The sequence below is a fragment of the Rhodanobacter soli genome, assembly GCF_040548735.1.
Classification (GTDB): domain Bacteria; phylum Pseudomonadota; class Gammaproteobacteria; order Xanthomonadales; family Rhodanobacteraceae; genus Rhodanobacter; species Rhodanobacter soli_A.
On the sequence record NZ_JBEPSD010000001.1, the window covers coordinates 1404294 to 1419322 of the forward strand.

Below are 15029 nucleotides of genomic sequence, written 5' to 3' on the forward strand. Positions count from 1 at the left end.
CGCTCGCCTATACTCGGGCCACCCACCTGAGCAAGGCGAACTTCATGTCCATCCTGATCCTCGGCCTGCTGATCTTTCTTGGCGTGCATTCGCTGCGCCTGTTTGCCGACGGCTGGCGCAACCGACAGCTGGCGCGGCTGGGCGAGTGGCGCTGGAAAGGCCTGTACACGCTGGTATCGCTGATCGGCTTTGCGCTGATCTGCTGGGGCTTCGGCCTGGCGCGCCAGCACGCCGTGCTGCTCTACGTGCCGCCGCTGGCCTTGCGCCACGCCAACGCGCTGTTCACCCTGGTCGCGTTCGTGCTGGTGGCTGCCGCCTATGTCCCGCGCAACCATCTCAAGGCGAAATTCGGCCACCCGATGCTGCTCGGCGTAAAGGTGTGGGCGTTCGGCCACCTGCTGGCCACCGGCATGCTGCACGACGTGCTGCTGTTCGGCGCCTTCCTGCTGTGGGCGGTGGCGCTGTTCATCGTGTCGCGTCGACGCGACCGCGCGGCGGGCACCGTCTATCCGGCCGGCACGCTGCAAGGCGACGTGCTGGTCGCTGTGATTGGCATCGCCGCCTGGGCCGTGTTCGCGCTGTGGCTGCACCTGTGGCTGATCGGCGTCAATCCGATGGCATGAACCGATGCCGCGGGGGTGTCGGGAGTCATCTGCGCACGCGTGCCGATCTGCGCTAGAGTTCGCCGCACTCCCCACCCGCGAGGACCGACGCATGACCGGTTTCCTGCTCTGGCTGTTGCTGCTGGTGTTCTGCTGGCCGCTCGCGCTGCTGGCGCTGGTGCTGTACCCGATCGTGTGGCTGCTGTTGCTGCCGCTGCGTCTGGTCGGCATCACCGTGAGCGCCGTGTTCGCCTTCCTCGGCGCCCTGCTGATGCTGCCGGCGCGCGTGCTGCGCGGTCATCCGGTCTGACACCGGCTCCGCCCTTCAGGCCGGCATCCCGCTAATTTGAAGGCCCCAAGCCATTCATAACTTTACAATGGGACCGGATAACTATCCAATAGGCACCGCATACTTTATGGTGCCCCCATGGCCCGACCCAGCCGTTCCGCGGAAATTGATGCCTCGTTGTTGGCCCAGGTCCAGAGCCATCCCAACGACCTGGTGCGCGTCGTCGCCGACGCATTGGGACTCAGCCGCGCCGCCGTAGCCACGCGCGCGCGCGCGCTGATCGGCGAAGGCTATCTGGCCAAGGTCGGAACAACGCGACCAACCTACCGTCCCGGCACCTCCCGCCGCGCCACTTTTCGCCATCTGCTGCACGGTCTCGCTGAGGATCGCGTATGGGCACGTGATATCGCGCCACTGCTGAAAGGCCTGCCGGCAAACATCGTCGACATCAGCCACCACGGCTTGACCGAAATGGTCAACAACGCCATCGATCACTCCGAAGGGAAACACCTCAGGGTTCTCCTGGATCGCAATGACCGCCAGGTTGCCATGATGGTGGCGGACGATGGAGTCGGCATTTTCCGCAAGATCACTCGCGCACTGGATCTTCCCGACGAGCGGCTGGCACTGCTTGAGCTTTCAAAGGGAAAGTTGACCACCGATCCAAGGCGCCATTCCGGCGAAGGTGTGTTTTTCACTTCGCGCATGTTCGACCGTTTCCAGATCGCTTCCGGCGATCTGGTCTTCGACCATGACGATGGAGCGGGCGACGATCTGCTTTTCGACATCGACATGCGCCATGTCAACCATGGCACGACGGTGCTTATGGAAATCGGGACCGACACGACCAGGACGGCCAAGGAAATTTTCGACCAGTACTCCAGCGGACCGGACGATTACACCTTTGCCAAGACGGTCGTCCCGGTCAGGCTGGCCAGGGTTGGCGACGAGAACCTGATCTCGCGCTCGCAAGCCAAGCGCCTGATGCAACGGGTAGAGCGATTCCGCACCGTGGTACTCGACTTCGAAGCGGTAACCAGCATCGGCCAGGCCTTTGCGGATGAAGTGTTCCGTGTCTTTGCGCACGACCACCCCGATGTCACCCTCGTTCCGATGCACGCGGTTCCCGCAGTTCAACAGATGATTCGTCGAGCGGAAGTCGCTCGCGATGCGGAAAGCGATCGACTCCCGTTGCCCTGACCATGGCCATCAAACCTCACTCGCCTTCGAGCGAGCGCAATCGCGAACCGATCCTCGGCGTGCTGCGCGAGTATTTTTCCGATCGCCGGAATGTGCTGGAGATCGGCAGCGGCACCGGCCAGCACGCGGTGCATTTCGCCGCGGCGCTGCCCTGGCTGACCTGGCAAAGCTCCGATCGCGCGGAGAACCTGCCCGGCATCCGCGCCTGGCTGGATGAGGCCGCGCTGCCGAACACGCCGGCACCGCTGGAGTTCGACGTCAACGACACCTGGCCGCCGGGCCCGTTTGACGCCGTGTTCAGCGCCAACACCTTGCACATCATGGCCTGGCCGGAGGTGCAGCGGCTGTTCGCGCAATTGCCCGCGATCACCACCGACGACGCGGTCCTGGTCATCTACGGCCCGTTCAACGCGCAGGGCCGCTACAGCAGCGAGAGCAATGCCGCGTTCGACCAGTGGCTCAAGGCACGCGGCGCGCACATGGCGATCCGCGACGCCGAAGCCGTCGACGCACTGGCCGACGCCGCCGGCTTCCGTTTGCTCGCGGACATCGCGATGCCGGCGAACAACCGCTGCCGCGTGTGGCGGCGCAGGCACGGCTGAGTACCCGCCTGCACGGGGGCCTGCACAATCGCGCCGAACCGGGTACAAAGGCGGCATGAAGTCGATCGACACGCTGACCCCTTGCCCCTGCGGCAACCCGGCCGGCTACAGCCAGTGCTGCGGGCCACTGCACGACGGCGCTGCCGCCGCCACGGCCGAACAATTGATGCGCTCGCGCTACAGCGCCTACGTGCTCAAGCGTGAGGACTATCTGCTTGCCAGCTGGCATCCCGACACGCGGCCAGCCTCGTTGCGGCTGGCCGCGCAGCAACCGCCGCCGACTTGGCTGGGACTGGAAGTGCGGCGCAGACAGGCGATCGACGACCACCACGCCATCGTCGAGTTCGTCGCCCGCTACCGCCTCGGCGGCGGCCGCGCACAGCGCCAGCACGAGACCAGCCGCTTCGTGCGCGAGGACGGCCGCTGGTACTACCACGACGGCGAATTGAAGAGCTGACGCTCAAAAACCCTGCACGCCGGCGGCGTGCAGGCGTGCCGCTTGGGCGCGCACCTCGGGACAGGCGAAGAACGCCACTAGCTGGTTCGCGCGACCGGCGCCAATGCCGGCGAGCACTTGCCAGTCGCTCGCGCCGCGTGCGCTCAGTGCGGCCCAGTCGGGCAGCCCGGCTGCGACGCCGGACGGCACGCCGAGCGCCTGCAGCCAACGCGCGAACGGGCGATCGCGCGCATCGGCAAAGGTCTGCGCCAGCGCCGCCGCGCGACCGGCGCCCAAGCCGGGCACGGTCGCCAGTCGTTCCGGCGTGAGGCTCATCCAGTCGAGCAGGCGATGGACCAGTCCGGCATCGATCAGGGCCTGCCAGGTATCCGCACCGAGCCCCTCCAGCTGCAGCCCCTGCCGGCCGCCGAGCCACACCAGCCGCGCGCGGAACTGCTGCTCGCAGCCGGGCGTGGCCTGCCAGCAACTCAACGGGCCGTGCGCCCGCGGATCCGGCGGCGTCACCGGCGCGCGCCGCTGCGTGCGCCACGCCACCGACTGCAGGCGCGGAATGGTCAGCCCGGCGAGTACCACCTCGACCTGGTCGCCGGGGCGGATGTCGAGCTGCTGCCAGCGCTTGAGCGAACCCACGCTGACCCGCTGCACGCGATGGTCGTCCAGTTGCACCGGCTCCAGTTCCAGCACCGGCGTGATGCGGCCGCTGCGGCCCACGGTGAAGTCCACCGCGCGTACCTCGGCCAGCGCCGATGCGGCCGGATACTTCCACGCCACCGCCCAGTCCGGCGGTGCCGCCTGCCAGGTCGCGGCCGGCGGCCGATGGCCCTGGCGCAGCACCGTGCCGTCGGCGGCGAACGGCATCGCGTGGCGGTACCACTGCTCGCGCCACTGCTTCACGTCATCCAGCGTGGCGACCGGCCGCGTATACGCCACGCTGTCGGCCAGCCCCATGGCTGCAAGGCCGGCCAGCCGCGACGGCATGTCGGCCGGGCCGCTGGGCCAGTCCCATACGAACAGGCCGATCTGCGCCGCGCTGTCGGCATCCAGCGTATCGCGCGCCAGCGCGCCGGCCACCGCCGATCGCGCGTTGGCGCCGCCATCGTCGGCCTGCACGTGGCTGGGCAGGCGCCAGTACAGCTCGCCCTGCAAAACCACGCGCGCCGGTGCGTGCGGCAGCCGCTTCGGTATCGCGTCGATCCGTTGGGCCAGCGCCGTCCAGTCCGAGCCGTGCAGGCCGTCGCCGCGGCTGCTCGCCTGGCGCAACTGGCCGTCCACATACAGCAAGGTGACCGCCACGCCGTCGGCCTTCGGCTGCACCCACAGGTCGCGGTCGCCGTGCGCGTGCATCCATGCACCGACCGCCGCGGCGTCCGGCAGCTTGGCCAGGCCGGTCTGCGCCACCGGTGAACGTATCCGGCCGCTGGCGTCGGCGAGGTGCGCCAGCGGCGCCGGTGCTTGCGCGGGAAAACAGCGCCGCCATGCGGCGAGGCGCTGCATGGCCTGGTCGTAGACCGCATCGCTCACCGGCGACTGGCCCTCGACGCGGTACGCGTGGTTCCAGCCGTCCAGCCGGTCATGCAGCGCGGCGAGTTCCTGCCGCGCCCGCGCCGGCGACCAATCCGGACAATCGGCCGCACGCGTCACGCCGGCGATGGACAGCGCGATGCCAGCGACCAGCGAAAACCACCCCTTGTGCATGTGCCCGTTCCGTTCCGTGGACTCGGCGACAGGCTAGCCAGCGGCCAGCGGCGCCGGCAGCCGCCGATGCCGATCGCATGCGTAGGCGTCGGGCTAGCGCTGCAGCGCCAGTTCGCCGAAGCGCAGCATCGTCTCGCCGTGGAAGCGGCCGTTCGGCCCGAAGCGACGCTCCGCGATCACGCCACCTCCGTCGTGGCCGATCGCCACCACGGTGCTGGCACGGGTGCCGTACTGCTCGCCGCGGATGAACGCCGACGACAGCCAGCGCTCGCGCTCCAGTCCCACGCCGGTATCCGGTAGCTGCGCCTCCGGCGCCTCCCGCTCGTCGGCGAGCGCCTCGAACAGTGGCGCGAAATCCGCATCGCCGCCGGCATCGATCCATTGCTGCAGCCGCTGCATCAGCGCGCGGGCCTTCGGCCACGGTGTGTTGAAGTCGGCGTTCGACAGGCCGTGCACGCCGGAAGTGACCGCCTGCGCGCGCGGCTCGGGGCGGTTGCCGAGATAGAACGCCTCGCGTGCATCGAAGGTGAGCAGGTTGAACGGCCGATAGTCCGCCGCCGTGCGCAGCAGTTGCTGCGCGTGCGTGGCGGCATCGGCGTCGCCACGGAGATAATCGGTGGCCAGCAGGCCGCGCGAGGTGCCGAGTTGCGGGTCGCGCGGATCGCGCACGTTGGTCACCACGCAGCAGCGCCCGCCGTCGGTGGCGCCCAGCCAGGTGCCGCCGGCCTCGAGATCGCGCCCGCCGACGATCGGCGCGTCGTCCCAGCGCGCCAGCGCCGCACTGGGCCGCGCGTGGAATTCATCGCGGTTGCCCGCCAGCAGCAGGCGCCAGCGCGGATGGGCATGCCAGGCGAACGCGATCAGGCACATGCGCGCAACCTACGCCACACAGGCCATTGCGGCCAGGGGAAGCTCGCTGAGCATCCGCGCGATCGACCCGGCCGCTTCGCGTCCGTCGTGCACCGCGCGCACCACCAGGTCGGCGCCGCGCATGTTGTCGCCGCCGGCGAAGATCTTCGGATGGCCGGTCTGGAACGGCAGCCGCTGCGCACCGCCGGCCACGATGCGGCCGCCGGCGTCCAGTTCGATGCCATGCTCCGCGCACCACGCCGGCGGGCTGGGGCGGAAGCCGAACGCCTGGATCACCACGTCGGCGCGCAGCTCGGTCTCGCTGCCCTCGACGTGCTGCAGTCGTGCGCGGCCATGCGTGTCGATGCCCACTTCGGTATGGACCAGGCGCACGCCGCGCACCTTGCCCTGCTCGCCGAGCAAGGCCAGCGGCTGGCGATGGAACAGGAAGTTCACGCCTTCTTCGCGGCTGTAGCCGACCTCGCGGCGCGAGCCGGGCATGCTGGCCTCGTCGCGCCGGTACACGCAGGTGACCGAGGCGGCGCCGAGGCGCACCGAGGTGCGGTTGCAGTCCATGCCGGTATCGCCACCGCCAAGCACGACGACGTGCTTGCCGTTGAGGTCGAGCGCGGGCGGCACCGGCTGGTCGTCGAGCAGGCGGTTCGCGTTCGCGATCAGGAACGGCAGCGCGTCGTGCACGCCGTCGAGCTCGCGGCCCGGCAGTTCGCCGTCGACGAAGGTGTAGGCGCCGGTGCCGAGGAACACCGCGTCATAGTCGGCCAGCAGTTGTTCGAACGCGATGTCGCGGCCGATCTCCACGTCGAGGTGGAAGCGCACGCCCATGCCTTCGAGTACCTCGCGGCGGGTATGGATCACCGTCTTGTCCAGCTTGAACGGCGGGATGCCGAAGGTGAGCAGGCCGCCGATCTCGCGCTGGCGGTCGAACACGTCCACCGCGATGCCGGCGCGGCGCAGCCGGTCAGCGCACGACATGCCGGCCGGGCCGGCGCCGACCACCGCCACGCGGCGGCCGGTCTCCACCACGCCGGACAGGTCCGGTCGCCAGCCCTGGCGGAACGCCTCGTCGGTGATCGAACGCTCGATGCTGCCGATCGTCACTGCGCCGAAACCGCCCTGCTCCAGCGTGCAGGCGCCTTCGCACAGGCGATCCTGCGGACACACGCGGCCGCAGATCTCCGGCAGCGGGTTGGTCTCGTGCATCAGGGTGGCGGCTTCGAACAGGCGTCCATCCTGCACCAGCTTCAGCCAGTCCGGGATGTAGTTGTGCACCGGACAGGCGTGCTCGCAATACGGGTTGCCGCAGTCGAGGCAGCGCTCGGCCTGGCCCACCGCCGCGGGCGGCGCGAAGTCGCCGCTGATTTCGCCATAGCCAAGCACGCGGATCGCCACCGGCACCGCCTTCGGTGGCTGGCGCGGCAGGTCGAGGAAGCGGAACAGTTTGTCGCTCATGCGTTCCCCCTGTTGCGGCAGGCCTGTACCCCCTCCCCTGCTTGCAGGGGAGGGTTGGGGAGGGGTTCGCTTTTGATCTTGCGCACCAGGGCGTAAAGCTTCACCCCCTCCCAACCTCCCCCTGCATGCAGGGGGAGGAGCGAAAGCTGAGCAGCGAAGTTCTTCATGCCGCCCTCCGCAATTCGTCGGCCAGCGCGGCCAGGCTCGCCGCCTTCGGCTTGACCAGCCAGAAGCGCTGCAGCAGCCCGCGGAAATCGCTCAGGAGGTGGTGCGCCCAGGCGCTGCCGGTGAGTTCGGCGTGGCGCGCGATCAATCCGCGCAGGTGCTGCATGTGGTGTTCCATGCCTTCGGGCGAGATGCGCACGATATCGACCAGCTCGTGGTTGTAGCAATCGACGAAGTTGCGTTCGAGGTCGAGCACGTAGGCGAAGCCGCCGGTCATGCCGGCGCCGAAGTTCAGTCCGCAGGCGCCGAGCACGGCGACCACGCCGCCGGTCATGTATTCGCAGCAGTGGTCGCCGGCGCCCTCGATCACCGCCAGCGCGCCGGAATTGCGCACGCCGAAGCGCTCGCCGGCACGGCCCGCGGCGAACAGCTCGCCGCCGGTGGCGCCGTACAGGCAGGTGTTGCCGAGGATGGAGGCGTCCTGGCTGGCGAACGGCGACTCCGGCGAAGGCCGCACGATGATGCGGCCGCCGGCCATGCCCTTGCCGACGCCGTCGTTGGCCTCGCCGGTGAGTTCGATCTGCACGCCGCCGGCGTTCCACGCGCCTAGGCTCTGCCCGGCGCTGCCTTCCAGTTGCAGGGTGATCGGCTCGGGCATGCCGTGGTCGCCCCAGCGCCGCGCCACGTCGCCGGACAGGCGCGCACCGATCGCGCGATCGGTGTTGGCGATCGCGTAACGGAACGTGCCGCCACTGCCCAACTCGACCAATGGCGCGGCATCGTGGGCGATGCGCGTGGCCAGCGCCGCTTCGTCGCGCATGGGGTTGCGCGGCAAGGTACAGGCGCTGTCCACGGCGACGCCGAGACCGTCCTCGGCGATCAGCCGCGACAGGTCGAGCTGCTTCTGCACCGGCGTGCTGCCTTCGGCCTGGCGCAGCAGGTCGCTGCGCCCGACCAGCTCGCCGAGGCTGCGCACGCCGAGCCTGGCCAGGTGTTCGCGCACGTCCTCGGCGACGAAGCGGAAGTAGTTCATCACCATCTCGGGCAGGCCGATGAAATGGTCCTGGCGCAGCGTCTCGTTCTGCGTGGCGATGCCGGTGGCGCAGTTGTTGAGGTGGCAGATGCGCAGGTACTTGCAGCCCAGCGCCACCATCGGGCCAGTGCCGAAACCGAAACTCTCGGCGCCGAGCAGAGCAGCCTTGATCACGTCCAGGCCGGTCTTCAGGCCGCCGTCGGTCTGCAGCCGCACGCGGCCGCGCAAGCCGTTGCGGCGCAGGGTCTGCTGCGCCTCGGCCACGCCCAGTTCCCACGGCGTGCCGGCGTACTTGATCGAGGTGAGCGGGCTGGCGCCGGTGCCGCCGTCGTGGCCGGAGATGGTGATCAGGTCCGCGCCGGCCTTGACCACGCCGGCGGCGACGGTACCGACGCCGGCGTGCGAGACCAGCTTCACCGAGATCAGCGCGGTCGGGTTCACTTCCTTCAGGTCGTGGATCAACTGCGCGAGATCCTCGATCGAGTAGATGTCGTGGTGCGGCGGCGGCGAGATCAGGCCGATGCCGGGTTTGGCGTAGCGCAGCCGCGCGATGGTGGCGTCGACCTTGTGGCCGGGCAGCTGGCCGCCCTCGCCGGGTTTCGCGCCCTGCGCGATCTTGATCTGCAGCACCTCGGCGTTGATCAGGTATTCGGCGGTGACGCCGAAGCGGCCGGACGAAACCTGCTTGATCTTCGAGGTCTTCTCGGTGCCGTAGCGCGCCGGGTCTTCGCCGCCTTCGCCGGAATTGCTGCGGCCGCCGAGCCGGTTCATCGCGATCGCCAGCGCCTCGTGCGCTTCCGGCGACAGCGCGCCGAGCGACATGCCGGCCGAATCGAAGCGCTTGAGGATGGCCTCGACCGGCTCGACCTCGTCGAGCGCAATGGCGGCCCCGGCCGCCTGCGGCAGCAGCAGGTCGCGCAGCGCGGACGGCGGACGCGCGTCGACGTGCTGCGCGTAGCGGCGGTAGTCGGCTATCGCGCCGCTGCGCACGGCGGCCTGCAGCGTGTCGACCACGTCGGGGTTGTACATGTGGTACTCGCCACCGTGCACGAACTTGTAGATGCCGCCGGCGCGCAGCGGCTGCGCCTCGTTCCAGGCCTCGGCGGCGAGCAGGCGCGCTTCGTGCTCGAGATCGGCGAAGCCGGCGCCGCCGATCCGCGAAGGCGTACCGGCGAAGCACAACGCCACCACTTCGGGCGCCAGGCCGACAATCTCGAACAGCTGCGCGCCGCGGTAGCCGGCGATGGTGGAGATGCCCATCTTCGACAGGATCTTCAGCAGGCCCTTGCGGATGCCGCGCCGGTAGCTGCGGCCGATCTCGCGCGGGGTGCCGTCGCCGCGCTTGATGTGGCCGTCGCGGCCCAGCTCGAACAGGCTCTGGTAGGCCAGCCACGGATAGATGGCGGTGGCGCCGAAACCGATCAGGCAGGCGAACTGGTGCGCGTCGCGCGCGGTGGCGGTTTCCACCAGCAGGTTGCACTGGCAGCGCAGGCCGGTCTCGATCAGGTGTGCGTGGATCGCGCCCACCGCCAGCAGCGCGTGCGCCGGCAGCGTGTCCCGGTTCGGATAACGGTCGGTGATGAAGACCATGCCGGCGCCGTTGCGCACGCCCTGCTCCGCCTCGCGGCAGAACCGGCGCAGCGCCGCTTCCAGGCCTTCCTCGGGCCGGTAGCACAGGTCGATCTGCACGGTGGCGTTGACGAACTGCGGCAGGGCCAGCAGCTGGCGCAATTTTCGCTGCGAGCAGATCGGCGAGTTCAGCAGGATCTGCTTCGCGTTGTCGGCCGACAGTTCGAACAAATTGCCTTCGCGGCCGAACTGGGTGACCAGCGACATCACCAGCCGCTCGCGCAGCGGGTCGATCGGCGGATTGGTGACCTGGGCGAAGCCTTCGCGGAAGCGGTCGAACAGGGGCCGCACCTGGCGCGACATGGCCGCCATCGGCGTGTCGTCGCCCATCGCGCCGGTGGCCTCGGCCTCGGTTTCGGCGAGCACTTTCAGCACGCTCTCGCGCTCCTCGCGGCTCAAGCCGTAGAGCTTCTGGTAGCGGCGCAGCACCGTGGCCGGCAGCGGCTCGGCGGCGAGGCTGGGATCGATCAGGTCCGATTCGAGATAGCTGACGCCGGCGCGCAGCCAGTCGCGGAACGGCGCGCGGCTCTTGTTGATCGCGTCGATGTCGGCGTCGTGCAGCAGGCGCTTGCCGGCGAAGTCCACTGCCAGCATCTGGCCAGGACCGAGCCGGCCCTTCGCCACCACGCGCGACGGCGGCAGGTCCCACAGGCCGGCCTCGGAGGCGACGATCAGATGGTTGTCGTCGGACAGCGCCCAGCGCGCCGGGCGCAGGCCGTTGCGGTCGAGCGTGCACGCCGCGTAGTGGCCGTCGCACATCACCAGCCCGGCCGGGCCGTCCCACGGTTCGCTGTGCAGCGCGTAATACTCGTAGAAGCCGGTGAGGTCCTCGTCCAGGTCTTCGCGCGCCGCGTACGCCGGCGGCACCAGCACGCGCATCGCGGTGAGCATGTCGAGGCCGCCGGCCAGCAGCACTTCCAGCGCGTTGTCGAGGCTTTCCGAATCGGAACCGTCCTGGCGCACCAGCGGGCCGATGTCGGTAAGGTCGACCCGCGGCGAACGCAGCACCGCCTCGCGCGCCTGCATCCAGCGCCGGTTGCCGCGGATGGTGTTGATCTCGCCGTTGTGCGCGAGCAGCCGGAACGGCTGCGCCAGCCGCCACTGCGGCGTGGTGTTGGTGGAGAAGCGCTGGTGGAACACCACAGCGTCGCTGGCCAGCGCGGGATGCGTGAGATCGGCGAACACTTCGCGCAGGCGGCCCGGCGCAGCCATCGCCTTGTAGCCGATCACCTGGGCGGACAGGCTCACCACGTAGAACTGCGGGTCGCCGGCCAGCGCGGTCTCGGCGCGCCGTCGTGCGCGGAACAACGCGCGTTCGAACGCGTCGTCGTCCATCCCGGCTGCGGCGTTCACGAACACCTGGCGCACGCGCGGGCAGGTGGCGCTGGCCAGCGGGCCGCAAGCCTCGGCATCGATCGCCACGTCGCGCCAGCCGGCCAACGCCAGGCCGGTCTCGGCCAGGTGCCGCTCGAATTCGATCGCGGCCGCTTCGCCACCGGCCGGGTCGAGGAACACCAGCCCCGCCGCGAAGCGTTCGCCCGGCACGATGCCGTCCGCTGCCGCCAGCGCGCGCAGCCAGTCCGCCGGGCGATGGATCAGCACGCCGCAACCGTCGCCGCTGATGCCGTCGGCATTCACGCCGCCGCGATGGGAAAGTTTCGCCAGCGCGGCAAACGCGGTGTCGACCAGCGCAGCGCTGGCGCGCCCGTCGATCTGCGCAACCAGGCCGAAGCCGCAGCTGTCGTGTTCGAAAGCCGGGTCGTACAACGTCGCCGAGCCGCTTGCCGCCATCTACCCCTCCGGGCTGCGCAGGTCGCCGCGATGCCGAGGGCACCAATCGTTTGCGCAGGATCGGCTCCGACTAAAACACAATTGTTGCGTCGCGTCAAAGAGGGGAATGGACGTCTAGACTTCTTAACGTTTGCCGCAGCCGGCGGACCGCGCCACATGGCCGTTGCACGAGGCACGCGCGCCGGTTGCCCGGCGCACGTGCCTCGCCGGCCGAAGCCTCCGCATCGGCCGGTCGGGTTTACATCTTGTACTTCACTCCCACCGTGTAGAACCGGCCGACCATGCCGGCCTGCGCCCAGGTCGGGTTGTAGTTGTTGCCTGCGTAATTGCTCGGGTCGAACGGCGCTTCGCGATTGAAGGCATTCAGGATCGATGCGGTCAACGCGAAGTGGTCGTTGAAGTCGTAGCTTCCGGTCAGGTCGAACGTGGTGAACGAAGCCACATGGCAGCTCGGCGGGAACGGGTTGCCGTTGTCGTCCACCGAGATGCAGCCCTCGCCGTTGTCCGGCGCGGTCATGGTGATGGCACTGGTGTAGTAGAACGTGCCGGTGACGGTCGCCTTGCCGAAGCTGAGGCTGTTCGACCAGGACGCGCGGTCGCGTGGCGTGCCCGCGCCCGAGGACAGCGCGTACGGCCCATGCGTGCCGACGAAGCGCTCCACCGTGCCGTCCTGCAGGGTCAGGTTCCACTCGAAGATGCGCGTGGCGCTGAACTCGCTGCGCAGCTTCGCGCCGGCGCCGAGATCGAAATTGCCGATTAGGTCAAGGTCGATGCCCTTGGTCTGCAGCGAGTTCTGATTGACGTACGGCGCCATCACCACGACCGGCTTCGGCAGCAGGTCCGGATGCTCAGGGTCGGGGACGTCGGCGATGACGGCCGAGTTCGGCGGCAGCGGCTGGCCGGCGAAGTACGCATCGAGAACGGCCTGCGTGTCCTGCTGGCCGATCACGCCGGTCTTCTTGATGTCGTAGTAGTCCAGCGAGGCGCTCAGCTGCTCGATCGGCTGGTAGACCACGCCGAAGGTCCAGCTCTTGGAACGTTCCGGCTTGATGTTCGGGTTGCCGATGGTGTCGTAGGCGAGTCCGTAGGGCCGCACATAGGCGTTGTTGCCGTGCGCCGCGGCATAGTCGTCCGGCACCGTGTAGGTAGCGAAGCCCTCCGATTCGCTGGAGCCGTTCTCGGCAAAGCTCGGCGCGCGGAAGCCCTTGGACCAGGTGCCGCGGACCGCCAGCGATTCGGTCGGCTTCCACTTGAAGCCGATCTTCGGCGAGAAGTTGTTGCCGAAGTCGGAGTAGTGGTCGAAGCGGCCGGAGGCATCGACTTCCAGCGATTCCAGGAAGGGCGCGTCGAGCTCGGCGTAGGCGCCGGACACGGTGCGCTTGCCGAAGGTATGCGCCACACCGAGGCCCTGGGCCTGCAGCCCCGGGTTCAGATCCGGATCGTGCTGCTCCTCGTGGCGCACGTCGACGCCGGTGGCAAAGCCCAGCGAGCCGCCGGGCAGGTCCACCAGGGGGCGCGAAACGTGGAAGTCGATCGACTGCAGGTCGGTGGTCGATTTCTTGTGCAGCACCGGCGCCAGCTCGGCGAGCAGCTGCGGCGAATTCTGCGACGGATCGAGGAAATTGTAGCTGCCGTCGTTCACGACCTGGACCAGCTTGTTGTAGTTGAGGAAACCATAGTTGTCGACGGTCAAGTCGTTGTGGTTGAACACCAGCGCGCTGTCGTAATTCCATTCGCCCATGGTGCCGTGGATGCCGCCGACCAGACGCGTGTTGTTGTTGTCCTGCTTCGCGCCGCCCCGGATGCCGCCGAACGCATAGGTGATCAGCGCGGGCTGGTCGAACGGATTGTTCGGATTGTCCGAGCCGTCCGGCAGGGTCACCGGCAGGACGATCGAACGCGTGTTGACCGGCGTGCCCGCGCGGATCTGCGGCGGGGCGCCGGCGACCTCGGTCTTGTTGCTGTACACGCTGGCACCCAGATAGGCCTCGCTGGTATCACCGACCTTGATGGTCAGGCGGCCGTAGGCGCCGAGGCGCTTCTCCTTCGGCTGCAGGTCGGTGTACTGGCTGACGAAGTTCTGCTCGCAACCGCTGCCGAGGTCATTGGTCACCGGTGTCGTGTCCGGACCGCAGGGGCGCAGCGGCTGCCACAGCGAGCCGTCGACCGCGGTGCCGGTCAGCATGCCGCCCGGTCCGTTCGGACCGAGCACGGCCGGCCGGACCATGCCGTAGATCGAGCCGGCGTTGAAACCGGGCTGGCCGTTCGTGGCGTCGCTGCCGCCGATCCGGCTGAGGTCGGTGGAGTTGTACGGATAGCCGCGGTCGCGCGCCCAGATGCGATTGTCGTTCTGCGCCTCGATGCTGCCATAGGCATTCCAGCCGTCCTTCGCGAGATCGCCGCCGCCGAACAGCAGGGTGGCGCGGCGCGTGGTGCCGCCACCTTTCTGCGACGTGCCGACATCGGCCGTCGCCTGCAGCCCCTTGAAGTCATGCTTGAGAATGATGTTGACGACGCCGGCGATCGCGTCGGCGCCGTACAGCGAGGAGGCGCCGTCTTTCAGCACGTCGATGCGCTCGATCGCGTTCACCGGGATCGTGTTGAGGTCGACGAAGGTGCGCTGGCCGTCGTCCGCCAGCGGGTAATTGGCCGAGCGGCGGCCATCGATCAGCACCAGGGTCGAGTTCACGGTCAGGCCGCGCAGCGCGACGCCGGCGGAACCCGCGGCGAATCCCGCGGTGAAGGCCGTGGGAATCGAACCGCTGTTGTCCGCGGATATCGCGCGCACCACGTCGTTGACGGTCTTCAGGCCGCTGCGTTCGATCTGTGCGGCGGTGATCACGGTGACCGGCGAGGGCGTCTCCAGGTCGACGCGCGGGATCGCCGAGCCGGTCACCGTGACGGACTGCAACTCCTGCACGTTCTGGCCGGTGGGTGCAGGCGGGTTTTGCGTAGCCTGCGAATTCTGCGTAGCGGTCTGGGTCTGGGTCTGCGGGGTGTCGGTGGGCTGTGCGCTTTGCGCAAGGGCTGCAGCTATCGGGGACAGGGCCAGGCCCGCCAGCGAAATGACAAGCGTACGTTTCATGGACATAACCTCCACTTGCGGAGCAATCGCGAGTCGCTCGGATCGATCGGGCAATGGAGAAGCAGGCAGTTGGGGTGGGGGAAGCCAGCTTCTGCAACCGGCGAAAGGCCACGAGCGGGGGAAGGCCTTCGCAAACGCGGTTTAACACTTCCCTAATTCACG

General features: G+C 68.7%; 10 protein-coding genes. 5 read left to right on the plus strand and 5 right to left on the minus strand.

Features of this window, described 5'->3' with window-relative positions; genetic code table 11:
* Window positions 1-44 precede the first annotated feature (44 nt).
* The 5 genes from ABIE04_RS06540 (at window position 45) to ABIE04_RS06560 (ending at window position 3150) form a co-directional block, all read left to right on the plus strand.
* The gene (locus tag ABIE04_RS06540; RefSeq protein WP_354547745.1) at window positions 45-623 is read left to right on the plus strand and encodes an NnrU family protein; all 579 of its coding nucleotides are present in this window, start codon (window positions 45-47) and stop codon (window positions 621-623) included.
* Window positions 624-714: 91 nt separating this feature from the next.
* A complete protein-coding gene (locus tag ABIE04_RS06545; RefSeq protein ID WP_056388106.1) occupies window positions 715-912 on the plus strand; it encodes a hypothetical protein in 198 nt (65 codons plus the stop codon).
* Between the two features lie 117 nt (window positions 913-1029).
* Window positions 1030-2091: an STAS-like domain-containing protein gene (locus ABIE04_RS06550; RefSeq protein ID WP_354547746.1), complete on the plus strand. Its 1062-nt coding sequence runs from the start codon at window positions 1030-1032 to the stop codon at window positions 2089-2091.
* 2 nt (window positions 2092-2093) lie between these two features.
* Window positions 2094-2693, plus strand: a complete 600-nt coding sequence (locus tag ABIE04_RS06555) for a DUF938 domain-containing protein (protein WP_354547747.1) — start codon at window positions 2094-2096, stop codon at window positions 2691-2693.
* 55 nt (window positions 2694-2748) lie between these two features.
* Entirely contained in the window at window positions 2749-3150 is a 402-nt protein-coding gene (locus ABIE04_RS06560) for a YchJ family protein (RefSeq protein ID WP_354547748.1), read from the plus strand.
* Between the two features lie 3 nt (window positions 3151-3153).
* On the opposite strand, the gene ligB is transcribed toward ABIE04_RS06560, so the two are convergent.
* The 5 genes from ligB to ABIE04_RS06585 all read right to left on the minus strand — a co-directional run bounded on the left by ligB (window position 3154) and on the right by ABIE04_RS06585 (window position 14867).
* A complete protein-coding gene (gene ligB / locus ABIE04_RS06565) occupies window positions 3154-4845 on the minus strand; it encodes an NAD-dependent DNA ligase LigB (RefSeq protein ID WP_354547749.1) in 1692 nt (563 codons plus the stop codon).
* 93 nt (window positions 4846-4938) lie between these two features.
* Window positions 4939-5715, minus strand: a complete 777-nt coding sequence (locus ABIE04_RS06570; protein ID WP_354547750.1) for an NRDE family protein — start codon at window positions 5713-5715, stop codon at window positions 4939-4941.
* Between the two features lie 9 nt (window positions 5716-5724).
* Window positions 5725-7164, minus strand: a complete 1440-nt coding sequence (locus ABIE04_RS06575; protein WP_354547751.1) for an FAD-dependent oxidoreductase — start codon at window positions 7162-7164, stop codon at window positions 5725-5727.
* A 163-nt stretch (window positions 7165-7327) separates the two neighbouring features.
* The gene (gene gltB, locus ABIE04_RS06580; protein WP_354547752.1) at window positions 7328-11782 is read right to left on the minus strand and encodes a glutamate synthase large subunit; all 4455 of its coding nucleotides are present in this window, start codon (window positions 11780-11782) and stop codon (window positions 7328-7330) included.
* 238 nt (window positions 11783-12020) lie between these two features.
* On the minus strand, window positions 12021-14867 hold the full coding sequence (locus tag ABIE04_RS06585) for a TonB-dependent receptor plug domain-containing protein (RefSeq protein WP_354547753.1): 2847 nt from the start codon (window positions 14865-14867) through the stop codon (window positions 12021-12023).
* Window positions 14868-15029 lie beyond the last annotated feature (162 nt).

What these genes read in the sequence shown, in the direction of transcription:
- ABIE04_RS06540 (WP_354547745.1), top strand. Translation starts at nt 45, where the DNA reads ATGTCCATCCTGATCCTCGGCCTGCTGATCTTTCTTGGCGTGCATTCG.
- ABIE04_RS06545 (WP_056388106.1), top strand. Translation starts at nt 715, where the DNA reads ATGACCGGTTTCCTGCTCTGGCTGTTGCTGCTGGTGTTCTGCTGGCCG.
- ABIE04_RS06550 (WP_354547746.1), top strand. Translation starts at nt 1,030, where the DNA reads ATGGCCCGACCCAGCCGTTCCGCGGAAATTGATGCCTCGTTGTTGGCC.
- ABIE04_RS06555 (WP_354547747.1), top strand. Translation starts at nt 2,094, where the DNA reads ATGGCCATCAAACCTCACTCGCCTTCGAGCGAGCGCAATCGCGAACCG.
- ABIE04_RS06560 (WP_354547748.1), top strand. Translation starts at nt 2,749, where the DNA reads ATGAAGTCGATCGACACGCTGACCCCTTGCCCCTGCGGCAACCCGGCC.
- ligB (WP_354547749.1), bottom strand. Translation starts at nt 4,845, where the DNA reads ATGCACAAGGGGTGGTTTTCGCTGGTCGCTGGCATCGCGCTGTCCATC.
- ABIE04_RS06570 (WP_354547750.1), bottom strand. Translation starts at nt 5,715, where the DNA reads ATGTGCCTGATCGCGTTCGCCTGGCATGCCCATCCGCGCTGGCGCCTG.
- ABIE04_RS06575 (WP_354547751.1), bottom strand. Translation starts at nt 7,164, where the DNA reads ATGAGCGACAAACTGTTCCGCTTCCTCGACCTGCCGCGCCAGCCACCG.
- gltB (WP_354547752.1), bottom strand. Translation starts at nt 11,782, where the DNA reads ATGGCGGCAAGCGGCTCGGCGACGTTGTACGACCCGGCTTTCGAACAC.
- ABIE04_RS06585 (WP_354547753.1), bottom strand. Translation starts at nt 14,867, where the DNA reads ATGAAACGTACGCTTGTCATTTCGCTGGCGGGCCTGGCCCTGTCCCCG.